Genomic DNA, 24,525 nt, shown 5'->3' with positions numbered 1-24,525 from the left:
CTTGAGCTAACAGTTCCTACTGCCAAGCCTGTAGTGGACTTTCACCACCTAGCATTTGCGCATGCTGGGCGCACAAAGAAAGAGGATTAGAAACTTGAGCTTAGTTTCTAATCCTCTTTCTTGATTCGAAGGCACTTAGATCATTTATTCAACGTACTATTCCTGCGCCCGTATGCAAAATACCAAATCAGACCCGCAGCAAACCAAATCCCGCAAGCAATCCAAGTTTGGATAGATAATCTCGAAATCAAGAATAGGCACATCAAGAACGAGACAATTGGCAGTACTGGGTATAATGGTGTTTTAAATCCTCCACTCGCAATCGATTTATTACGACGCAAGAAAATGATGCCAATCGAGACCATCATGAAAGCGAACAACGTACCCATATTTACTAGTTCTGCCAAGCGATTCAGTGGCACAAAACCCGCGAAGAACATAATAACAATCGCGTATGTCCAAGTGCTTTTAATCGGTGTACTCGTCTTTTCATCAATTTTCGCCATGCTTTTTGGCAATAAACCATCACGTCCCATTGCATAAATAAGGCGCGTTCCACCGTAAAGCATAACCAAAATGACCGTAATCATTCCAACAACTGCACCAAGTGATACAATTCCGGCAATCCAATTTTGATTAATAACTTGTAGCGCAAACGCAACTGGATCCGCCACGTTCAAGTCTTGATACGAAACGATTCCTGTCAAAACGATAGAAACCGCTATATATAGAACTGTACAAACAAGTAATGAGCCAATAATTCCAATCGGCATATTTTTCTGTGGGTTCTTCACTTCTTCAGCCGCAGACGAGACCGCGTCAAAGCCTAGATATGCGAAGAATACCAACGCTGCACCATTTAGAACGCCACTAAATCCAAATGGCATGAATGGCTCCCAATTATCTGGCTTCACATAAAATACGCCAACTAGGACAAACAGCAAAATCACGCTAATTTTCAAAATAACCATAAATGCATTGACCCGTGTCGATTCACGAATGCCACGCGTCAATAAATAGGCAATAATACCGACAATCGCAATCGCCGGAATGTTGACGTAAGTCCCCGCTTCAGGGTTAAACGCGCCCGAAATCGCATTAGGAATGTGGATATTGAATCCGGACAAAAGCGTTTTGAAATAAGATGACCAGCCACTTGCAACTGATGCCACAGCCAACCCGTACTCCAACAAAAGCGCCCAGCCTAATAGCCAAGCAATGAATTCCCCAAAAATAACATAGCCATATGTGTAGGCACTTCCAGCAACAGGGACCGATGACGCAAACTCCGAATAACACAGAGCCGCAAGCGCACAGACTACCGCTGCAATAACAAATGACAGCACAATCGCCGGGCCAGAGTAAAGCGCCGCAATCGTCCCTGGCAAGATAAATATCCCAGTACCAACAATTGCTCCAACACCGAGAAAAATTAAATCCATCGCTCCGAGTGTTTGTTTCAAATGAATACTATTACTTTTATTGTGAATAAGTGATTCTAACGGTTTTTTTCTTAGTAATGATTTCCAAAACATAATTTTTGTAACTCCCTATTGTTTTTTGTTATAAAATGTATTTTAAAGTCTCACATCTATCATACACTTTAATGCGTATATGCGTCAATGCTTTAAATGATATAAGTATTGAAAGTTGCGGTTTGGAATTATTATGTATTCATGTCGTGCTTACGTGAAACTACGTTTGTAATTGAGCAATGAAGCTCGGTTTATATTTATTCAGAGAACAAACACGAAGGTTTAACTGCTCGCTTCGCTCGCCCTTATATTGCGCCTGTAATTCTCTTCGTTCAAACAGGCGCAACAAAAGCCTCCCGAAATTCGGGAGGCTCAATTTAGCTTATTTTTCGTCAGCAACAAATGGTAACAATGCCACTTGGCGTGAGCGTTTGATAGCAATAGTTAGTTTACGTTGGTATTTAGCGCTCGTTCCAGTTACACGACGAGGAAGAATTTTTCCACGTTCGGAAATGAATTTCTTCAGTAACTCAGTGTCTTTATAGTCAATATGCGTAATTCCGTTCGAAGTAAAGTAACAAACCTTTTTCCGACGGCGTCCGCCTCTGCGTCCTCCAGCCATTATAATTTCCTCCTATCAAATTAAAATCCAATGACACGCTCGCTTGTGTCCTTTTTTAGAATGGTAAATCGTCATCTGAAATGTCGATTGGCTTACCATCACTAGCAAATGGATCAGCGTTGCGTTGTGCTTGGTAACTCTGAGATTGAGGTTGTTGTTGGTTCTGTTGTCCGTAGCTATTCTCATTTTGTTGGTTAAAGCCACCACCAGTGTTTCCACCGTACGATTGCTGCTGCCCACCAAAATCATTGTTATTGCTGTAGCCGCCACCATTACCACCGCTGTTTGCACTGCGGGGTTCTAGGAATTGGACACTTTCAGCAAGAATTTCTGTTACATAGACACGCTTGCCGTCTTGACCTTCATAATTACGCGTTTGAACTTTACCATCAACGCCCGCTAAGCTTCCTTTTTTAAGGAAATTCGCAACGTTTTCGGCTGGTTTTCTCCATACAACACAATTAATGAAATCTGCCTCACGCTCTCCAGCCTGATTCGTAAAGTTACGGTTTACAGCAAGTGTAAATGTCGCAACTGCAACACCGGCAGGAGTATAGCGCAATTCAGGATCTTTCGTCAGACGACCAACTAATACAACACGGTTCATCATAAGTAGAACCAACCTCCTCTCTTTTTTCATAAAAACCCGAGCCATACTCAGGAAATATTAAGCTTCTTCTTTAATAACCATGTGACGAATGATATCATCAGAAATTTTTGCTAAACGGTCAAATTCATTGATAGAATCCGCAGTTGTAGCAGAAACACGAGTGATTTGGTACAAACCGTCTTTATGGTCTTCAATTTCATAAGCCAAGCGACGTTTACCCCAATCCTTCGATTCGATGATCTCCGCACCATTGTCAGTTAAAATGCCGTCGAAGCGCTCAACTACAGCTTTCTTCGCCTCATCTTCAATGTTTGGACGGATAATGTACATAATTTCATATGTTCTTGCCATCTCTTTACACCTCCTTGTGGTCTTAGCGGCCCTAAGAATTGTGGCATAAGCATTATAAATCGGCGACAAGCGTTCGCTTTCGCTCGATTTGTTTAAAGCAGAATTTTACGTCCTACCCATTAAAAATACAGGTCTAGCGCATAATCTTCTTTAAAGCTTCATCTCTTATACAATCATTCTCCCAGTCTTTCAGTCACATTTTGCGACTGTGAAACTAGAAACGGGCAAGGAATAATTTTTAATTACTCACGAGGTATAATTATAGCATAGCTTATTTGGTATCGCAACTATGTTTGTATGGAATGTGCTAGAATTCTTTCGCCTTTCTTCATTAAATAGATTTATAATGATTAGAGATACATTAACAGCTTAAATTTGACCTTAGCTTCATTTTTCATTAGGATATTAGTATAGGATATTTGGGAGGTTTTATTAATGAAAAATATTATTCCCGCATCAGATTATCGTCGGTTAAAATTACTTAATTTACTTTTCTTTGCCGAAGCGCCAATTATAAAAAAAGAGGTTGCGACTATCATTGAATGTTCTGTGAATACATTAAACGCAGACATTGAAGTGCTGAACTCCACGTTTCCAGATGAGATGGCTCACATACATGAAATGGATAAAAAACTATCGCTAAAAACAGCGTCTCAAATTAATTTTGATTACTTAACAGCGTATATGATTTCTACGAGTCACCTGTTTCAATTGGCTCTCTCTGTTTTTAATGGGGAGAAAACAACTATCTCTGAATGGGCAGAAAATAATTTTGTTAGTAGATCTACTTTTTATGTCAAGCTGGCCGAGGTAGATACTTTCTTAGCTAGAAGTCGTCTCGTTCTTAACAATGCCCCGCTTGAAATACAAGGTGGTGAGGTAAATATTCGCTTCTTCTTCTATCATTTATTCAGTAAGTGCCATCCTTATACTGGTTGGCTGATAGATGATTTTGATTTTGAAAATTGCATAGACAAATTTATTCAAAAATTCGAACAACATTTAAATGTCTACTTTTCTCCTAGTACTCGTGTTGATTACGCGACTGCCATCGCTGTATCATTAAGAAGGATTAAACAAGGACATACGGTTAATGCATCAGATGAAGATGAAAAATTCTGGAGAGATATTTATACGTATCATAATGCAATGGAAATTGATTTTAGTGATTTAGAAGAGGCGCTTGGTGCTCATCTGGTTCCTGTCGAACGCTATATGTTACTGATGATGTCCTTTCTTGGATCTTTCACCTATGTTAATCAGGAGCGAATGAAAATGCGTCTTTACTATAATGAGAGATTTCAAAGTACGCGTTTGCCGCTCACAGAAGACCTTTTGACAATTGTCGACAACCGGATTGCAGATACTTTAGTGTTAAAAGTAACAATATTAGACTATTTGGCGCGTTTTCTATTTATTGAAAAGGCTAATTTGATTTTAGATGTTGATTATTTCTCCAAAAAATTAACGCCTGACACAGAGGATAAAGAAAAAATTCTCACTATCCTGAAAAAATATGAAGGCCGGCCTGGTTATCAATATTTACGTTCCAATAGAGAAGTTATCGCTACTTATGTTTATACTTTATTTTCAGTTGCCTTATTGACGGAAAGCTATACTAGATCTCTTCATATTAAGATTATCTCAAAAAGCGGTTTTATGTGGGAAGAGTATTTAAAAACACAGATTAGGCGTTATTACTCAGAGGAAATTATTATTTTCTGTGATGATCTTAAACCTAAAGAACATTGGGCTCAACACGACCTTATCATTAGTGACTCACCCTTGCCCAATATAACAGATGTCGATGTATTAGTTTGGCATATGCCACCGATAAAACGGGATTTTGCAGCCTTAGGTGAGATTGTAGACGCTAGACTTGATAATAAATAGAAAAAGTATGCTCCTCTAAAAATGTGGAGCATGCTTTTTTTAAAAAGATGCATAAAAATTCGTTTTAAAGCATAAAAATAATCATTTTTTTTTACAAATAATATGATGTCATTTTTGTGAATTATCATTTTTAAGCTAAAAATAATCGCTGTATTTTAGTGACTTGCAACACTAAATACAGGTAAGATATAGGTAAGAGGAAAAGAGAACCGCGTGTTCATTCCTAGTTAAATAAAATGGAAAGTGGTGGTTTAAACGCACGTTTCATAACGCATATGTTGCGACTGTCGTGCAGTTAGATACTTAATGAGCAATCAAAAAATGATGTTTTGGAAAATATGAAAAAATGGCCTGACACAATTACAAAAAATATGTAAACTATTCTAGCTAAAACAAGGAGGATATAACTGCCCAGCATAGAGAATGATGCATAAGTAGTTATGAATTTAAACATGAAAAGAAAGAAAAGTATTGGATTAAAAGTTTTATCAATGGCAATGATCGTATCATTAATGGTTCCGAGTTCGATTGGAAACATCGTATCGTTCGCCGAAAGCCAGCCGACAACACAGTCTACAAGCACCGCAAACGGAGATCAAACATTTTCCTTTGCCAAAGCATTCCCTATTCAAACGAGTACAGATGATGCAGAGGTAACAAGTAGCGCAGTAAACTTGACAAGTACTGGTCTTGATTTACAAATAGCAGGTACAACACAGGCGACTTATTTACGATTTGCCGATGTGAACCTACCAACAGATGCAAAGATTTCGAAAGCATACATTTCATTTACAACCCGCGATGCCTCTTCTGCAACACAATCCACCACAATCAATGTGACCGGTGAACTAGGCTCACAAGCAGCTTTTACAAGTACTGTAGCCTCTTTTACAAACCGGACCTTCACAAACACCTCGATGTCCATGACGACTCCCGCTGTTACTACAAATACCATTTTCAATACAAATGATGTTTCACCTATTATGAAGGAAATGCGCGCAAATACTGCGGATATAAAAGATTATGTATTCAAAGTAACTGGTAGCGGTCTAGGTTCTTTTGTTATGCGCTCATTCGATTCTAGTGCAGCAATGGCGCCAAAACTTATGGTTGAGTACACGTCGCCATCTGGTGAATTTAATGCAAAAATCGGTACAACATCTGATGATGCAGAAGAATCCGGTATAGCAAAAACAATCGCCTTAAATAACGAAATGAAGATTGGTGGTTACACAGCCGCAGCACTAACACCAGCAAACAAAAACCTCTCTGCATTTCGTTTTGCGAATGTAGACTTGCCGGAGAACGCAAAAATTGACGATGCTTATTTAGAATTCACAACAAAAGCAGTTGTCACAAATAAAACTGCCAACATGGTTATCTCATCAGAATTAGGCAACCCGGCAACTTATGCAAGCACAGCTGGAAACATCAGTGGTCGTATCTACACAGCATCCACTGTAAACTATGAGCAACCATCTTTTACGACAACCAAACAAGTCATCCGAACACCTAATCTAAAAAGTATTATTGACGAAACACGCTTAATGGGTTGGCAAAATGGGAACGCACTTGCTTTTAAAGTCGATGGAGACAACTATATCGGCAGCATTTATCAAGGCGGTACTGCTGATACATCCCTACAACCAAAGCTAGTTATTAAATATACGTACAGTGAAAATGATGCAATTGGTTCGGACGTTGTAACAGATCCTGCAAAAATGAAAAACTTATTTATTAACGAAGTCGCAAGTATGGGCACAGGCGTGCAAAGTAGTGGCTGGATTGAGATTTACAACAACAACGATACACCTGTATTTTTTAAAAATGGGGTTTTCCTATCCGATGAAGCTGCTAATTTAGGCAAGTCAGAGCTGAAAAATCTCTATATCCCAGCAAAAGGCTATCGCGTCGTGAAAGCAAATGGGACACAAGACAACGCTTCTGTTAATTTCACACTAGGAGAGCGCGACACAACGCTCTATCTAACTACACAATACGGTGGTAGCTTTCACACACAAGACAGTTTTGCTGTGAAAAAAATGGCGTTTGATGAAACTTTAGGCCGTTTTAACGATGCTGACAGTCACCTTGTTTCTTACCAAACAGGTACGTACGAAAGCTCGAACAATGATGCCACTCCAATCGTAACGATTACGCCTAGTCAAAAAACTAGTGTGTACAAATCGGCTTTCAACTTGGCACTAAACACAGATAGTATCAACACAGTCAAATACACCACAGATGGCTCTATACCAAGTGAAACAAACGGAAAAACTTATACAGGCCCCATCACGATTGATAAGAACGTGACGCTAAAAGCATATGCCTATAATTCTAAGCAAAATAGCGGTGTACAAACATACATCTACTCGATTCGTGATGACGCAGAACAAATTCCTTTAGCAACTAAAGAATACAGTGTCAAATCAGGATCTGATGACGTAATGGTTGGCCCTACTACTATCAACTCAACAAGTACAACACTAAATTTACACGGCCTCCTAAACGCTGTACCGCAATCCACATTTGTTCGTTTTGCAGATGTTTCTATTCCAGCTGATGCCGTAATTACAAAAGCTTATCTAACGTTCTCAACATCAACAGCTTCAAGCACACCGACGAATTTATCAGTTGCTGGGGAAATTGGAAATGATGATGCTTTCGCAGCGACAGTAGCATCTTTTACAAATCGCACATTGACAAATGCAGTTGTTAAATCAACCACACCTGCGAAAGTAGCTGTTAATGATCTTGTAAATACAGGGGATTTAACAGAAGTTATCAATGAAATGCGCGGCGAAAACACAGAGTTGAAAGACCTCGTTTTCAAAGTGGATGGAGACAAAACAGGCTCTTACATTGCTCGTTCTTATGAGGGAGGCGCAACAACAGCTCCAAAATTGGTCTTAGAATATTACTCTGCTAGCGGTGATTCACGTGCTCAAGTGGCGACAGTTAACGATGATGCAGAAGAATATGGTACAGCAAAAGCAATAAATCTCAATGCTAACCTAAGAATCGGTGGATACTATTCAACCACCCTTACTCCTGCTTACAAAGACATCTCTGCATTTCGTTTCAACAATGTTACACTTCCAGATTCTGCGGAAATTGAAGATGCCTATTTGGAATTCACAACATCAGCAGCAAATACTGCAAAAGTAAGTTCCAATATGGAGGTTCGTACCGAACTCGGTGGTAATCCTGAAATTTACAATAGTACGGCTGGAAACATCACTTCACGTCCCTACAGCAATTTAGTCGTGAAGTACAATCAACCAGCATTTGCAGCAACCAACCAAATTGTCCGTACAGCCAACTTAAAAGATCTTATCAATGAGAACCGCTTCAACGGCTGGAAAAATGGTCAATCTATGGCATTCCGCATCGATGGCGACAACTATATCGGTAGCGTCTACCAAGGTGGCGGTGCTAACTCAGCAAGACTTATCATCAAATACAAAAACAACGGCAAAGGTCCAAGCATTGAAGGCGCACTTGCAACACCAGACAAAATCAAAAATGTCTACATCAATGAATTGTCATCAGAAGGTACCGCAAGCTCTAAAGATGCATGGGTTGAACTTTACAACGACAATGATGTACCCGTTGTTTTAGGAAAAGGTATGTACCTGACCGACAAAACAAAAACACTCGACAAATTCGAATTTTCAAACCTAGTGATTCCAGCAAAAGGATACCGCGTATTGTATTCTGACAAAGCACCTGAACTAGGAAATAATCACTTAAGCTTCGAAATCGGTGGTAGCGGTGACGTTGTTTTATCTGCAAAAGTTGGTTCTGAATTTAAAACAGTAGATTCTATCAAGTACACGAAGCAAGCTTATAATCAAACATTCGGGCGCCAAACAGATGCAAGCAAAACGTTAACACTTTTTAGCTCAGAAACATTTGGCACATCTAATAACAGCGGTCAAAGCAATTATGCCGTACAGTTTAGCAAAGATCGCGGCATGTATGACAGTGGTTTTGATTTAACAATGACTTCTAAGCCAGGCATCACATTGAAATACACACTAGACGGCAGTGCTCCGAGCGCAACAAAAGGTACCACTTACACTGGCCCAATCACGATTGGCAAAACAACAGTAGTTAAAGTTTATGGTTATGATGCAACAGGGAACACAGGCGTAATTTCTAACACGTATGTTCTACGCGACAACTACAAAAATGAAGTCACATCAGGCTATTTATGGCAGTTTAAGAACAACATCACGAGTGACGAATACGCGCAAGCCATCGATGATTTCCCAGTTGTTTCTGTGACAGGCGCCGCAACAGACTTAGATGCTGTTTCTTATAGCCCTGGAACATTCGAGTATTTAGATTCCCACATGGGTAACGGCGGAACCAACTACGTCAACTATTCTGGTGCTAAGAAATTTGGTCAAGCAAGCGCAGGACAATTCAACTCCGGCGTTGCAGTGAAATTCCATCGTGATTACAACGCCAAAAAAGCAAAATACAACTTCTTTGACGCAACGCCTGGCGAAGCATTCCCAGTCGTAGGTAAATTCAGCAAACTAGAACTTAAAGAAGGACAAGATGGCCCACAAAACGATGTCTATAACCTTGGCTACAACCGCTATGACGAAACAGTAACAAACACATTAGCACAGCGCATGAACAAAATCTCTTTACACACAAAATACGTCCATTACTATTACAACGGCAAATACATGGGCGTTAAAACAATGCGTGAAGATTTTGGTCAAAATATGTTTGAAGAATACTTCGGCGGCAACGATGATGACTATACGAAAATCCGCTTCCAAGATGGCTACTTCATTCCTGGTATCGTAGAAGCAGGCGATGGCGACACAAACATTTTGACAAAAGTAAAGGCTGTCGCAACTGCGAAGAACTTCCAAGAATTTAAAAACTATGTCGATGTAGAAGACTTAATCAAGACACAGATTCTATTCATGTTTATCGACACCGAACAAGAAGTTGACGCGGTTGTTTCTAACGACATTTTAAATGGTAATGGCATTAAGATGAAATTCAACATCAATGATACAGACGGTGCCTTCTACAATAACGGTGGTACCGGCACGAGCTATTCTGTTTTTGCAGGTGGTGGCGGAACGTATCGCTACAAATGGGCAGATGTTAATTCAAGAAAAGGCGCCGGCGTACTATTTGGCAATTTTTCGGGTGATAGCATGACTGTTCCAACAGCTGGTAACCTAGAGTTCAAGACGCTCGTTAAAGACCAAGTTTTAAAACAAATCGGCCCAGCAAACGGTGATTTTGCGGGTGCAACAGACGCACCATTATCCGTCGCAAACGTGAGACAGCTTATTTTAGAAAACCAACAGCAAATTGACGCAGCGTACAAGCTTGATGCAGCGTTCATGGGTGCTAGAACAACTATTTACAAAGATTGGTTAGCATCCCAAGTCAAAACTCAGGCACAAGTCCCAGATCGTGTGAAATACAACCTAGAAATGTGGACGAAATATGGCATGGCGCATACACTACAAAACGTAAACATCGTACCGAGCGGATCTGGTGTCGTATTACAAAACCCTAATGCCAACACAGATGTATACTACACAACAGATGGTACTGATCCAATGGGAGCAGACGGTATTGTATCAAGCAAAGCAACAAAATATGTGGCAGGAACAGTACTTCCAAAAACAACAAAACTTACTATCCGCGCATTCACAACAAACAACTGGGGCCCAATGATTGATAACGGTGCGGCCACAGAACAAGCGCAAAAAGAAGAAACAGCAACAAAAGCTGTTCAAGCATTATTCACTAATAATAACGTTGCATCTGGAACTATTAAAGCTGAAACAGATCAAAAAGCTATCGACGCCGCACAAACAGCAGTAAATGCTGTCACTGATTTAGCTACAAAATCTGTGTTACAAAACGATTTAAATAAAGCAAAAGACTTACTAGCAAACCGAGGCAAAACATCCGGAACAATCACGACAAATAACTTTATCCTCGGTACAGATAGTTACGTTAAAGGAACCTACACAGGCGATGTCACAAAAATAGCTCTTGAAGTGAATGGTACACTAAAACAAACTATCAACGCCACTGGTTCACCATACCAGTATTACGCAAAAGACAAAATCAATGCGGTGACCGACCAAGTGAACATAATTGGTTACGATAAAGATGGCAATGAGCTCCAAAAAACAAAAGTAAACATCCAAAAACCCACAGCTGGACAAATCACATTGAATCCTTTCAACATTGGTAAAGATAACTATGTGACAGGGCAATATTCAGGCGATGTGGCAAAAATCAGCATAACTGTCAACGATGTCGAAAACACGAAAATTGATGTGACAACAACAAATTTCCAATACTACGCGAACAAGCTCATCCGCAATGTGACCGACAACGCGAAGATGACAGCCTATGATAACAACGGCAAAGTTCTAGATACAAAAGTAATCACAATTGCCAAAGAAGCTCCTACAACTGGATCTATAACATCTCTTGCACCATTTAAAATCGGCAAAGACAATTATGTAACAGGACAATTTTCAGGGGATATCGCAAAAATTAGTATAACTGTCAACAATGTAGAAAAAACGATAATCAGTATTGTAGCTCCTGACTTCAAGTACTATGCAAACAATGTGATTCGTAACGTGAATGATGTCGTAAAACTAACTGCCTACGATAATGTTGGTAAAGTTCTAGACACAAAAACTGTCACTGTTCTAAATGGCATTAGTCTTCCAGGTAGCATCGATACCATTGCGCCATTCAAAATTGGCAAAGACAACTACATCACAGGAACATACAGTGGTGACGTCGCAAAAGTCGAGCTACAAATCAACAAAGTAGCCCTACAACGCATCAACGTAACAGATGGCACAATCAAGTACTATGCAAAAACAAACATCACGAATCTTACTGATACCGTAGAATTAGTCGCTTACAACACGGCTGGCGAGGTCGTTAGCACGAAAACCGTTCCCGTCACATCAGCAAACGGAGGCGTGACAGTCAATCCATATTTACTTGGAGACGGCTATATTAAAGGGCAATTTACTGGTGATGTAGCACGGATTAGTATAACAGTAAACAATGTCAAACAGACAACAATTAACGTGCCACCAACAGGACAAGACTTCCAATACTACGCAAAAACATTCGTTAAAAACCGGACAGATATCGTCACATTAACCGCCTACGACTTATTAGGTGGTGAGATCCAGACAGTGAGCGTATCAATAATGTAAACAGGAAAGAGCCTCAAAGACATGAAAAATCTTTGAGGCTCTTTTATGATATCACTCAGCAGCAGAAATAATAACGCCTTTTTTACTGTAAAGCTCCGGCTGAAGCAACAAATGGACAAGCCCAACCGCCAAACTATAAATACTAATCGGTTCACCTTTCACCGTTTCATCCTCGTCTTGCAGAATCACCTTTGCGATGCTGTTATCGTATTTAAAGAAATGAGGCATCAGTAACGTGTAATTGAGGCTACTGTCCTCAATGATCTGCGCGCCTAGTTTTTGATTAGCTACGTATGCCCGCTCCGTCTCCTCATCAAAACCAAACGTCTTCGCAAGCGCAATGTTCTCTTCTGTCACTTCATCCTGCCTAATTTGAAACTGCGTCGTCCAAAAAAGCCTTTTCACATCCAGCTTCTCCATCGTCTCCACTAACGGTTTTGCGAAAGTCTCCACATGAAACGGCCCCAGCGTAGAAAAAATAACATCCTGACCTCGAAGCGCCTCCTCCAAGTCCACCGTATTCGTCGCGTCACCAAAAATTACTTTTGTCGTAGAAGCCACCTCGATGTTCTCTTTTTCCCGACCAAACAACGTCAAATTAACATTCGGTAGCGGCTCTAAAAGTTTGTAAACCGCCTTCCCAAGATGCCCAAACGCGCCTAAAATTAAGATATTCATTAGCATTCCTCCGATTTTTTAGTTAAAGATTTAATGTGATTTTCGTCACATAAACAGAAACAGTATTTTTATAAAGTTTCATTTATCACACTATACCCTTTTCCACCATAAACAATTTCTTCCATTATGTCAAAAATATACACTAAAATAAAAAAGAGCAGTAGCCCTAAATTTCCGGGATACCGCTCAAAGTCTAACTGATTATTTTGCTAATACTGTGATTGTTTTTGTATCTAATACGTTACCATCTTTGTCTAGCGCCTTGATGCTAACTACATCTGTTGTGGATTTGATTTTGTCAAAAGCGTAGAATTTGAATTCGCCATCTGTGAATGTTCCGCCTTTATACGTTGTTTCACCGACTGTTACTTGTACTGATTTTACTTCACCTGAGTAAGTTCCTGTGATGTTTTTATCGCCAACTGTGAATGCGTTCAGCGTGATAGCGCCTTTGTTTACATTCTCTCCTGCTGGTGCTACAAGTTTCACTGTTTTCGTATCTAATAGTTTGCCAGCTTTATCGAAAGCTTTCATTGTTACATTGCTAGATGCGCTTGTGATTTTGTCGAAAGCGTAGAACTTGAATTCGCCGTCTACAAATGTACCGCCTTTATACTCTGTACCGTCTACTGTAACAACTACATAGTGTACATCATCTGTATATGTTCCTGTGATGTTTTTGTCGCCTGGTACTAGCATGTCGTTTACAGTGATGCTACCTTTTGTTACAACTGGTACGCCTGTTACGACTTTCAATGTCTTCGTGTCTAGAAGTTTACCAACTGAATCATAGGCGTGGATTGTTACAACGTCTGTCGTGTTCTTGATTTTGTCAAAAGCATAGAATGTGAAGGCTCCGTTTGCTACTGTTCCACCTTTATATACTTTATCGCCAACTGTTACGGTTACTTTTGTTACATCTTCCGTGTACGTTCCTGTGATGTTTTTATCTGATGCTAAGTTGTATGTTGCTGGTGTAATTTTACCTGCTGTTACGACTACGAATTTCACTTTTGTTCTTTCTAGTTCTTTCCCGTATTTGTCGTATGCTACTGCGAATACTGCATCTGTTTTCTTGATGTTTTTGTCGTTTGCGTAGAATGTGAAGGTACCGTCTGCTTTGACTGATCCGCCAGTGTACTCTTTATCATTCACTAGTAGAGAGATTTTCGCTACACTTCCTGTGAATGTTCCTGTAACATACTTGTCGCCACCGATTAGGAAGTCTGCTGGTGTGATTGTTCCGACTGTTGATGAACGCATGTTTAGGAGTTCTTGCGCGCGGTCTAGATCTCTTTGTAGTTGTGCTTTTACTGCTGGATCTGTTACTGTATCGATTATTTTTTGTGCTGCATCAATAGAAGGCTGAATTGTTGGGTCTTTGATTTCGTTTGATGCTGGTGTATCGTTCGTGAACAACTCGTTTACCGCTTTTTGAGCTGCTTCTTGACGTGCTTTTTCGGCATTACGTGCATCTAGTAATTCTTGCGCACGATCTAGATCTTTTTGTAGCGCTGCTTTCACTGTTGGGTCTGTTACTGCATCTACTAATTTTTGGGCTGCATCAATGGCTTCTTGTGTTGTTGAGCCTTTGATTGCATCTGTTGATGGGCTGTTGCTGTTGAATAATTCGTTGACTGCTTTTTGGGCTGCTTCTTGGCGTGCTTTTTCCGCTGCCTCTGCTGCATTACGTGCATCTAGTAATTCTTGCGCACGGTCTAAATCTTTTTGTAGTTCTGCTTTTACTGCCTCATCTGTTACTACGTTTATTAATTTTTGGGCTGCGTTGATAGAAGCTTGTGTTGTTGTATCTTTGATTGTGTCTGTTGATGGTTTGTCGCTAGTGAATAGCTCATCTACTGCTTTTCTCGCTGCTTCTTGACGCTCTTGCTCTGATGATGCTGCTGCGTTACGTGCATCTAGTAATTCTTGAGCGCGATCTAAATCTTTTTGTAATGCTGCTTTTACTGCCTCATCTGTTACTGCGTCTACTAATTTTTGCGCTGCATCAATAGCTGCTTGGTTCGTGATGTCTTTGATTGCGTCTGTTGATGGTTTGTCGCTGTTGAATAGCTCATTGACTGCTTTTAGTGCTGCTTCTTGACGTGCTTTTTCTGCTGCTAATTCTGCGTTACGTGCATCTAATAATTCTTGGGCACGATCTAAGTCTTTTTGTAATTGTGCTTTTACTGTTGGATCTGTTACTGCATCTACTAATTTTTGCGCTGCATCGATTGCATCTTGGTTCGTGATGTCTTTGATTGCATCTGTTGATGGTTTGTCGCTGTTGAATAGTTCATTGACTGCTTTTAGCGCTGCTTCTTGACGTGCCTTTTCTGCTGCATTTGCTGCATTACGCTCGTTCAACAATTCTTGGGCACGATCTAAGTCTTTTTGTAATGCTGCTTTTACTGTTGGATCAACTACTAGGTCGATTAATCCTTGTGCGTCGTCAATAGATGCTTGTGTTGTTGTATCTTTGATTTTATCTGTTGATGGTTGATCGCTCGTAAATAATTCGTTGACTGCTTTTTGTGCTGCTGCTTGACGTTCTTTATCTGTGCTTACTGCGTTACGTTCATTTAAAAGTTCTTGAGCGCGATCTAAATCTTTTTGCAACGCTGTTTTTTCAACTGTATCTGTTACTACATCGATTAATTTTTGTGCTGCATCAATTTTTGCTTGTGTTGTTGTATCTTTGATTGTATCTGTTGCTGGATCGTTGTTAGTGAAAAGTTCGCTTACTGCTTTTTGTGCGATTTCAACTGTTCCTGTTGTTGTAATACGTTTTGCGTCTGCTAATACGAATTTCGTTTGGATGTCACCAGTAGATGAAAGTGCGCCTACTTGAACGATTCCAGCTTGAGCAGATGCTTGAATAACTTGGAATGTAGCTTCTTGCCACGCTAGGTTTGGTGTTTCTGTTTTGTTTGTTGGATTAAACACGCCGATTTCTGCTAAGTTCTTGAAGTTAATTGTTGTTTTACCGGCTGCCGAGAACACGCGGTTAGCACCAGTTCCGTTTGCATTTAGGTCTAATTTACGTGGGTCATTGATGTTGATTACTGCATTTGCAACTGTTGTGCGGATAATATGCGCTGCTGCGTTTGATGTCGCTGGTTGTTGCGCTACTAAACTTGCATTTGGATTTATAGTAAGCGTTTGGCCCACTAGCATTAATGATGCAGCTGAAATGTCTGTACGATTAATTGTTGTTGTAGAGCTCGTATCAAATGTTATGTTAGCCATTGCATAAGGGAACATTTCACGAAGCGTGTTAAGATTGAACGTTGCGTTTTTACCTACAATAAAGTTTGCTGTATTTGCTGGAGCATATAGAAGTTCCCCACCGTTTGCTGTGATATCTACTTTTGCACCATCTTTAATGATGAAATATGGGTTAGTTCCGTATAAAGCGAAAGCATATGTTCCTGTTGTATTATGTTCACTGATAAATTCACCGTCAATTGTAACGCTGTTTGCTTGAACAATCTCATTTAGTGTTCCTAACTTGTCAACACCTTGTCCGTTTACAATTTTGTTTTTTCCTGTAAAGTTAACTGCTCCGTTGATATTGTAGACAAATTGAGGTCCGATGTAATCGATATTTTCAAAGTTCTGTACTACACCTTTGACACCATCATACACTGTGAATGGTGAGTAGTAATGTGTACCGCGAATTGTTAAGTTTTTAATGTTCATAGTTTTCATAGCTGATCCAGTATATGCATAAATTGTTTGTGCTGCGTCATTTATAGATGCTTTACTCTCTGTCAACGTATGACCGTTACCATTGATTGTTAATTCTGTCTTCTTATTATTAATCTGAATTCCTGCTGTCATCGTAATATCTGCTGTTAATTCGATATTTGTAATGCCATTATCTTGTGAAATAATTTGTTTCAATGTTGCGAAATCGCCTACTCGTGTTGGTGCTTCTGTTGTTCCAATTTCGGAACCTTCAGCTGCTGCACTTGTTGTTGGATAGACTGTTAACATTTGAGATAGAACTGTTACTGTTGCTAATGTTGTGAAGAGTGCTTTCTTTACCTTTTTCGTAGGTACTACGTTAAATGGGATTTGCTTTTTCATGTTTTATAGTTCTCCTTTTGTTATAAGAGTCTGTCTTATAACTTGAATTTTTGGGGTATTATTAAAAGATTCTATGAGGGATGTTATTTCGAGGAATAAATAATTGTTTACTGTTCTAATGGGTAGTTCGGCCTCGCTTCACATTTTCCTCACCTCCTATTTGTTTGCCTACGTATACTTTATCAAACATTTTTTCAAAAACAGGGATTTTCCAGAAACTTGTTTTTAAAAATCAACTTTCTAGACAGTCGTTGTTACATACCATTTCCTTTGCTTGTAAATTCTTTGAAAGTGAGTAGTAAAATCTTGATATTGAAAGTGATGGATCTTTTTTCAATGTATTGCAGATCAAGGGTAATCATTTCGCTAAAAGTCAGGTTATTTCTGCCACTGACTTGCCATAAACCGGTACATCCGGGTGTTACGAGGAGACGTTTTTTATCGCGATTTGAATAGTTCGCGTATTCTGACGTCAAGGGGGGACGAGGTCCAACGAAGGACATATCGCCTTTTAAAATATTGATAAATTGGGGGAATTCGTCGAGACTCGTTTTGCGAATCCATTTGCCGACGCGGGTAATGCGGGGATCGTCTTTCATCTTAAACATGTGCCCATCCATTTCATTTTGCGCCTGCAGCTTAGCCAGTTGCGCTTCTGCATCGACATACATCGAGCGAAATTTGTACATGTAGAAAGTTTTGCCGTCTTTGCCGACGCGCTTTTGTTTGAAGAAAATCGGGGCTTTCCAGTTTTCGGATTTGATGGTTGTGGCAATAGTAAGGAGGATGGGGAGGGAGATGATTAGAGCAAAGATGGCAGCGAAGACATCGAATAGTCGCCATACTTTGTCATGTAGGGGTTTTTCGTGGGATTTTCGGGTTGTGGTAGACCATTCTCGGAAGTTAAAATACGTTTTTTCCATTGGCATTCACGTCCTTAATTGAATTGGTATTGTGCTGCGTTCTTGGTAATTTCATGCAAGTTACCGTAATTTGCGTAGATGACTTGCTCACCTACATTTTGAACCATATTTTTCGTGTCAAAAATCATTGGCGTGCGCATTTTATCTGTATATGCGGTTGGGATGGTGCGGAATTCATTGTGATCGCTCAAAACAACGATTAATGAGCTATCTTCACATGCTTCTTCACCTGTCAGGGGAGCAGATATAACGTGCGGGTCGAAACTTTTGACATCGAAGCCTTCTTTGACAAGCATATCCTTGATTTCCATCGCTGGGCTTTCACGAATATCGTCAATGTTGCCTTTATAAGTGAGTCCGAATAGCGTCACCGTATTGCCATCGCGTTGTTCCATGATTTCCTTCACATTTTCCACTACATATTCTGGCATGCTGTTGTTTACTTGACGTGCCGTTTGCATAAGTGGTGATTGCTCTGGGGCTGCTGCGATAACGAAGTATGGATCTACCGCTAAACAATGTCCACCAACGCCTGGTCCTGGCTGATGTAAGTTCACACGAGGATGCTTGTTCGCCATTTCGATAACACGTAAAGCGTCGATTTCGAGGTAATTACTGATTTTTGCAAGCTCATTTGCGAGTGCAATATTCACATCACGATACGTATTTTCCATCAATTTACTTAACTCGGCTTCACCGGCCTGCGCTTTAATAATTTCACCTTCAACAAATTCACCGTAAACCGCTGCGGCTTTTTCTGTACATTGTTCCGTAATTCCACCGATAATTCGCGGGTTGTGGACTAATTCATGCATGATATTCCCCGGCAAAACTCGCTCTGGGCAGTGTGCTAGAAAGATATCTTGCCCGACTGTAAACCCTTGTTTTTCAATTAAAGGTTGCACGACATCAGCCATTGTTCTTGGTGCAATTGTTGACTCTACTATAATCGTGTCATTCTTCTTCAAAAGTGGCGTTATGCTTGCTAGTGCTGATTCAACATACGCTGTATCACATGATTTGTGCTCATCATTCTTGTTAGGTGTTGGGACAGCAATGATATAAGCATCTGCATTCACCGGTGTTGTACTCGCATGGAATTTATTCAAAGCTAGCGCTTCTTGCAAATCCGTTTCCAGTCCAGGTTCTTCAATATGAATGCGTCCAGCGTTCAAGTTATCCGTCATAACAGGAGATAAATCAACTCCGGTAACTGTATTCCCATACTTTGCAAACAAAATCGCAGTCGGTAACCCAATGTACCCAAGTCCTACTACTGTAATCTTCATTTTTTAAATTCCACCTTTCTTATTTTTCAGGAAGCGTTATCGTCCATGTTGCTTTTTGATCAGCCTTGCCATTTACTGGTTTATAGATAACCGTTACATCTTGTTCTCCTGCTGGTACTTCATAATAACCAGAACCTCGGAGCATTTTTCCTGCTGCAATTGCGTCACCGAAGTTATTAGCGTGCATCCCATCAACTTCTCGCTTCTTACCGTCTTTTGTCTCGACAACAAAATCTCCAGCACCTACGCCTGCTTCATCTGAGCCAACATTCGTAATTTCAAAATCGATTTTTGCAAGTTGCATTTTATCATTCTTACTATTTAAAGTTTCGACATGCGTCACTGTCATTTCTAAATCATTGGCCGTTCTCGTTTTTCCGATATCATCTGCACCAGCTGTAGTACCACATCCAGCGATAACTGCTACCAGCGTCAAGCTTAAAACAAATAATGCGATCCAGCTTTTACTTTTCTTCATAAAATACTTCCTCTCCTATTTGTAATTTTTTGTTGTTGCGATTTAATATACTCATAGCTTACCATCCAAAAATACAAAAACAGGGATTTTCCAGAAAATTGATTTTGAATTTCAGTTTGCAAGACAGCGAGATTTTTAAGTATATAAAAAGAAGCTACCGTCCTGTTTCCAAGATTAGCGCTTCTCTTCATTAATAGTATTATTAAATTTTTTATAAATCTGTTTCCTACAGCAACTGGTGTTGTCGCTGGCTTCGTATCTGATAAGTGTCACTTCTAACTTCTGAGTTTGATTTTCCGTGTCATTCTAATATACATTTTTCCATATAGTACAATGAGGAGCGCTGCTACGGTGAACGTAAAAATACTCCCGATGAAGTAAGTCGACGCAAATAAAGAAATTAATCCTACAGCGATTAGCATCAGCGCCACAATCCCACCAAACCAGCTCCAGCGTGAACGTATCGTTTTCCAAAGCGCTACCATCGAGTCATCATCTGTAAAAATGGCCTCTTTCGGCTCACCTTCCTTCACAGCTTTTCTAAAATACATCCACTTTCCATTCAAAATTGGATACGAGTAAACATGTTCCCATCCAGCATCATCAAATAGCGTCAAATATTCCTCTTCGTCCCCTGTATCTTCTTTATAATCAATACAATACGTATAGTCTGCTGGCTCAGCTTGCTCAAAATGATAACGAAGTAAAGCGTACTTGCTAAAAAACCATCCCTTACTTGCCATTTCTTCCAAAAAAGCTTCTTCTTTCTCAACATTGTCTACCGTAATAAGTTTAAATACCTTCTTCGTCATGTCGGTCTGCCTCCCTAGAATTCGTATATAACTCCTCAATACGCGACTTTTCCATTTCAAGAATTTGTTTACCTAGTTCAGTAATTTGATAAATTTTTCGATTTTTTTCTTCTTGAATAATCGCAACTAATTGATCTTTTTTCATTTTTGATAGACTGCCGTAAATAGTCCCTGGGCCTAAAACAATGCGGTTGTTCGTCATTTTTTTCACATTATCTGTAATGGCGTACCCGTGTCGTGGCTGAGTTAATGATAGCAAAATGTAAAAAGCTGTTTCTGTCATCGGGACGTACGTTTTTATCAGTTTTTCATCCATAAATATATCACACCTCGATGTATTTTTATATTAACAATATATCACGTCTCGATATAATTTGCAAGCTTGCCAAACAAAATCAAATTTGGTATACTCCAATTAATTGATAATGATTATCAATATCAATTAAAAATAAAAGGGGGATTTATAAAATGATCAAAAAAGTAGTATTTAGCTTATTAACCGTATCCGCTTTAGCGCTAGCTGGTTGCGGCACCGCGGACGAAACCACGAAAGCAGAAGTCAAGACATCTGGACACGGCGACACAACACCAGCAAAATCCAAATCAGAAACAGCACAAATAAAAGAGCTCTCCACACAATTTCCATCTGAGCCAGCCAAAAACGTTGTTGCCACTTCTGTTTCCGTAACCGAAATGCTAGATATAGTAAGTATTACGCCTGTGGGAATTCCTAGCACCACACATAAACTTCCAGACAATTTTACAGATATTCCAAAAATCGGTTCTGCCGTTGAGCCTGATGTTGAAAAAATCGCGAGCTTAAATCCAGATCTAGTCCTAGGTTCTGAATCTATCAAAGACAGCATCGACAAAAAGATTAGTAATATAAATCTAAAAGGTGCATACCTGCCTACAGATTCCTATCCTGACTTAAAAATATCGTTAGAAGTTCTTGGCGCAGCATTTGATAAGGAAAAAGAGGCCACTACATACCTCACAAAACTACAAAAAAACGAAGACAAGATCGTCAGCTCCATCCCTGATAAAAAAGCACCAAAAGTCATGATTCTATTCGGAACAGGCAACTCGTTCATGTTGATGAATGACACAACCTATGTGGGAAGCCTTGTAAAAACTGCGAAAGCCAAAAACATCGTCACAGAAACGATGAAAACCAAAGAATCTTATGTACCACTAAACATGGAAGATGTCACAGCTGCAAATCCAGATGCAATTCTGCTCGTATCACACGGTGATCCAACTGCCGCCCTGACACAATTCAAGGCTGACGTAAAGAAAAATGGCGCTTGGGAGAAACTAAACGCATTTAAAAACGACAAAGTTCAAGCACTTGATTACGATATTTTCGGCTATGCTTCACTGAACAATGCAACAACTGGTTTAGAACAACTGAAAGATATCCTTTACAAATAAAATGGAACAGCGCAGGCAAAAAAGCTGGATTCTCATTGGCACAACTGTTATCTTACTTGCCGTATCGATGATTGTCTCAGTGGGCATTGGAAGTATTCATATCGCTCCAATAGAAAGTATCCGAACCCTGTTTGGCGAAGGTGCCGAGCTATCCCAGACAATTTTATGGAATTTGCGGATTCCACGAGTTCTTGCCGCCGTCATCGTTGGCACAAATTTAGCTGTATCAGGCGCGTTTTTGCAAGCTGTGATGCGCAACCCACTAGCCGATCCAGGTTTAACCGGAGTTTCTAGCGGAGCCGCCGTCACCGTTTTAGTTATCGTGCTCCTTTTTCCGAATTTCGGTAGTTTAGCACCACTCGCCGGTATGTTGGGAGGGCTTATCGCAGTCGTGATTGTCTATGCACTCGCTTGGAAAAACGGCAAAATTTCGCCTATGCGTATTATTCTATCTGGAGTCGCTGTCAACGCCATCATGGGAGGAATCATTGGCTTGCTGTCGATTCTGTATAGCGACCGATTACCCGCTGTTGTGCAATGGATGAACGGAAGTCTTGCTGCGAAAGGAATGGGCGACGTTGCATTACTTCTTCCCTATTCCATCATCGGCTGGATTTTCGCAATCCTCTTCATCCGCAAAGCCAACATTTTGAGCCTCGGTGATGATATCGCGGTAAATCTCGGTGAAAAAATGAACCAAACACGCATCATACTATCCATTATCGCAGTATACTTAGCAGCGATTTCTGTATCCGTTGTTGGTCTGCTTGGCTTTGTCGGTCTCGTCGTACCACACATGGCACGTTTTCTAGTCGGTTCCAATTATTGGCGCCTCATTCCGATGAGTATGGTACTTGGCGCCTTCGTTTTACTCGTAGCAGACACGATTGGTCGCTCACTTTTTTCACCACTAGACATACCGGCAGGAATCATCATGGCTATCGTTGGCGCGCCATATTTCCTTTATTTGATGCGCACAGGAGACGTCTAAATTTTAACATGGAAGGTTGGATAAATTATGGTAGCAACAATCAATATTGACAAAGTAAAATCGCGCTATGATGCATTTGTCGCGAGCCGAAAAACGATCGTGATTAGCTCAAATGATGCGGACGGAAACCCGTTTATTAGTTATGCGCCTTTCATTAAACATGAAGGTAAACTCTACATCTATATCAGCGCCATCGCCGAGCATTACGATTTTATTGAGCAGAACAAAACGATTCAAATCATGATGCTTGCTGATGAACAAGACACAAAAAACCTATTTGCGCGCGAACGGCTTTACCTCAAATGCACCGCCGAAAATATCGGGAATGATAATTTAGAACCTATTTTTGAAAAAATGACTGCAATTCATGGCTCCCAGCTCATCCAATTACTACGCACCATTGACATGTCAGTTTTCGAGCTGACACCATTAGACGGACGTTATATCATTGGTTTTGGACAAGCATTTACCGTAGATTTTACGACCGAAAAACTAGAACACATTGTAGTCGAAAAGAAATAATACTAAAAAGGATACTTCGCACAAAAAAATGTGTTTAGTATCCTTTTCTGATATCATTTACGCTTCCTTCTTCTTGACCGATTCATCCAAAAGGCCCAACCAAGCACCAGCAGCAAGGCACCGCACCCGATATACCATAACGTAAAACTCTTCTCGATTCCAACTGCACTACTGTTCAACTCCGCGGCTAAGCCCTTCTCTATTTCAAATTCTTCGTCCCACTTCCAAATATTATCCTCCGAAGTCGCCACTATTTTCAGACGATATTTTCCAGCTTCAAACGCTTGATTTTTCCAACTAATCCCTAGGTCAAAATTAGAATTCGGAGCCATCCGTAACATATCACGCTTCGTCCTATATAGAACTTTATCACTATCTCCCTTATAAATATGTGCCTCTAAAACCAAATTTTGCAAAATCATAGGTTTAATATTCTGTAAATTAATTTTCAACACATTGCGCTTGCTAATCTGGCTCGGCTTAAATCCATTCAGCTTCATATCAGGCTCTACAACAGCATCCTTTTCCGACAAAATCACGCCAATCACAGAATCTTCCAGCTCGCCTTTTTCAGAAAAATGAAGTCCTCCCAAAACCAGACCATCAAAAGGAACACTCGGCATCCGCAATGTCACTTTTATCTTTCTACTCCCATTTGCATGTAGCATGATTTCATCGGGCATTTCTGCAATTTCGGAAAAAGGGAATTGCAGCGTATTATCAAATTGTGGTGCCTTGTTACTGTAATCCACAGCGCCGTAGTCATTTGTGACCGCCGTATTGGCATGCATCTCAACCGTCATAGGACGCGCCAAATTATTGGTTAACAACACCTCCAACTCCTGCACTTGACTTGGCTTCATCCGCAACTCAAAATATTTTTTTGATTTATCAATCTGATTATCCGGAATGAGCGCCGACAACGAAAAATCCGTTTCCACAGCTTTCGAGGGTTCTATATGTACAACAATGCCGCCAACTATCACACCAATCATAACGACAGCCTCTATTACTTTTTTCATTTTTCCTAACCTCCTCTCACACCACCGTACGTACCGTTCGGTATACGGCGGTTCAATAGCTTGAGTGTAGTGCCTCGTATCTTTTGGAG

17 protein-coding genes are annotated in these 24,525 nt (G+C 40.2%); 5 read left to right on the top strand and 12 right to left on the bottom strand.

From position 1 onward, the window contains the following. Positions 1-140: 140 nt before the first annotated feature. The 4 genes from bcaP to rpsF form a co-directional block, all read right to left on the bottom strand. A complete protein-coding gene (gene bcaP, locus R8925_RS14115; RefSeq protein ID WP_430536433.1) occupies positions 141-1,535 on the bottom strand; it encodes a branched-chain amino acid transporter BcaP in 1,395 nt (464 codons plus the stop codon). A gap of 322 nt (positions 1,536-1,857) precedes the next feature. Continuing rightward, a complete protein-coding gene (rpsR, locus tag R8925_RS14110; RefSeq protein ID WP_036070684.1) occupies positions 1,858-2,097 on the bottom strand; it encodes a 30S ribosomal protein S18 in 240 nt (79 codons plus the stop codon). Positions 2,098-2,152: 55 nt separating this feature from the next. Continuing rightward, a complete protein-coding gene (ssb, locus tag R8925_RS14105; RefSeq protein WP_430536432.1) occupies positions 2,153-2,707 on the bottom strand; it encodes a single-stranded DNA-binding protein in 555 nt (184 codons plus the stop codon). Positions 2,708-2,764: 57 nt separating this feature from the next. Beyond that, positions 2,765-3,058, bottom strand: a complete 294-nt coding sequence (gene rpsF / locus R8925_RS14100) for a 30S ribosomal protein S6 (RefSeq protein WP_430536431.1) — start codon at positions 3,056-3,058, stop codon at positions 2,765-2,767. A gap of 435 nt (positions 3,059-3,493) precedes the next feature. Between rpsF and R8925_RS14095 the strand changes: the two genes are divergently transcribed. Continuing rightward, entirely contained in the window at positions 3,494-4,951 is a 1,458-nt protein-coding gene (locus R8925_RS14095; RefSeq protein ID WP_430536430.1) for an AcpB/EbpR/MafR family transcriptional regulator, read from the top strand. 452 nt (positions 4,952-5,403) lie between these two features. After that, a complete protein-coding gene (locus R8925_RS14090) occupies positions 5,404-12,195 on the top strand; it encodes an immunoglobulin-like domain-containing protein (RefSeq protein WP_430536429.1) in 6,792 nt (2,263 codons plus the stop codon). 51 nt (positions 12,196-12,246) lie between these two features. Here R8925_RS14090 and R8925_RS14085 read toward each other — a convergent pair whose 3' ends face one another. From R8925_RS14085 to R8925_RS14055, 7 genes are all read right to left on the bottom strand, one after another. Next, complete coding sequence (locus tag R8925_RS14085) at positions 12,247-12,873, bottom strand: NAD(P)H-binding protein (protein ID WP_430536428.1); 627 nt, start codon at positions 12,871-12,873, stop codon at positions 12,247-12,249. Between the two features lie 201 nt (positions 12,874-13,074). Continuing rightward, complete coding sequence (locus R8925_RS14080; RefSeq protein WP_430536427.1) at positions 13,075-16,965, bottom strand: immunoglobulin-like domain-containing protein; 3,891 nt, start codon at positions 16,963-16,965, stop codon at positions 13,075-13,077. Positions 16,966-17,219: 254 nt separating this feature from the next. Continuing rightward, entirely contained in the window at positions 17,220-17,888 is a 669-nt protein-coding gene (locus R8925_RS14075; protein WP_430536426.1) for a sugar transferase, read from the bottom strand. 14 nt (positions 17,889-17,902) lie between these two features. Next, complete coding sequence (locus tag R8925_RS14070) at positions 17,903-19,177, bottom strand: nucleotide sugar dehydrogenase (protein ID WP_430536425.1); 1,275 nt, start codon at positions 19,175-19,177, stop codon at positions 17,903-17,905. Positions 19,178-19,196: 19 nt separating this feature from the next. Beyond that, positions 19,197-19,655, bottom strand: a complete 459-nt coding sequence (locus tag R8925_RS14065; RefSeq protein ID WP_036070726.1) for a DUF4352 domain-containing protein — start codon at positions 19,653-19,655, stop codon at positions 19,197-19,199. Positions 19,656-19,930: 275 nt separating this feature from the next. Beyond that, positions 19,931-20,467 (bottom strand): DUF2812 domain-containing protein, encoded by a 537-nt coding sequence (locus R8925_RS14060; protein ID WP_430536424.1) that lies wholly within the window; start codon positions 20,465-20,467, stop codon positions 19,931-19,933. Beyond that, the gene (locus R8925_RS14055) at positions 20,448-20,783 is read right to left on the bottom strand and encodes a PadR family transcriptional regulator (protein WP_430536423.1); all 336 of its coding nucleotides are present in this window, start codon (positions 20,781-20,783) and stop codon (positions 20,448-20,450) included. Before R8925_RS14055 ends, R8925_RS14060 begins: the two co-directional genes overlap by 20 nt. Positions 20,784-20,935: 152 nt before the next feature. Between R8925_RS14055 and R8925_RS14050 the strand changes: the two genes are divergently transcribed. From R8925_RS14050 to R8925_RS14040, 3 genes are read left to right on the top strand one after another with little or no spacing between them, the layout of a single operon-like run. After that, on the top strand, positions 20,936-21,901 hold the full coding sequence (locus tag R8925_RS14050; RefSeq protein ID WP_430536422.1) for an ABC transporter substrate-binding protein: 966 nt from the start codon (positions 20,936-20,938) through the stop codon (positions 21,899-21,901). 1 nt (position 21,902) lies between these two features. Continuing rightward, positions 21,903-22,892, top strand: coding sequence for a FecCD family ABC transporter permease (locus R8925_RS14045; RefSeq protein ID WP_430536421.1), 990 nt, complete (start codon positions 21,903-21,905; stop codon positions 22,890-22,892). Between the two features lie 27 nt (positions 22,893-22,919). After that, a complete protein-coding gene (locus tag R8925_RS14040; RefSeq protein WP_430536420.1) occupies positions 22,920-23,414 on the top strand; it encodes a HugZ family pyridoxamine 5'-phosphate oxidase in 495 nt (164 codons plus the stop codon). A 53-nt stretch (positions 23,415-23,467) separates the two neighbouring features. Here the strand turns inward: R8925_RS14040 and R8925_RS14035 are convergent, their stop codons facing one another. Beyond that, the gene (locus R8925_RS14035; protein ID WP_430536419.1) at positions 23,468-24,436 is read right to left on the bottom strand and encodes a WxLIP family cell surface protein; all 969 of its coding nucleotides are present in this window, start codon (positions 24,434-24,436) and stop codon (positions 23,468-23,470) included. Positions 24,437-24,525: the final 89 nt, after the last annotated feature.

Source organism: Listeria rocourtiae subsp. hofi (genome assembly GCF_963575615.1).
GTDB classification, from domain to species: Bacteria; Bacillota; Bacilli; order Lactobacillales; family Listeriaceae; genus Listeria_A; species Listeria_A hofi.
Note: the sequence above shows the minus strand (reverse complement) of the source record. Positions and strands in the feature narration are given on the sequence as shown.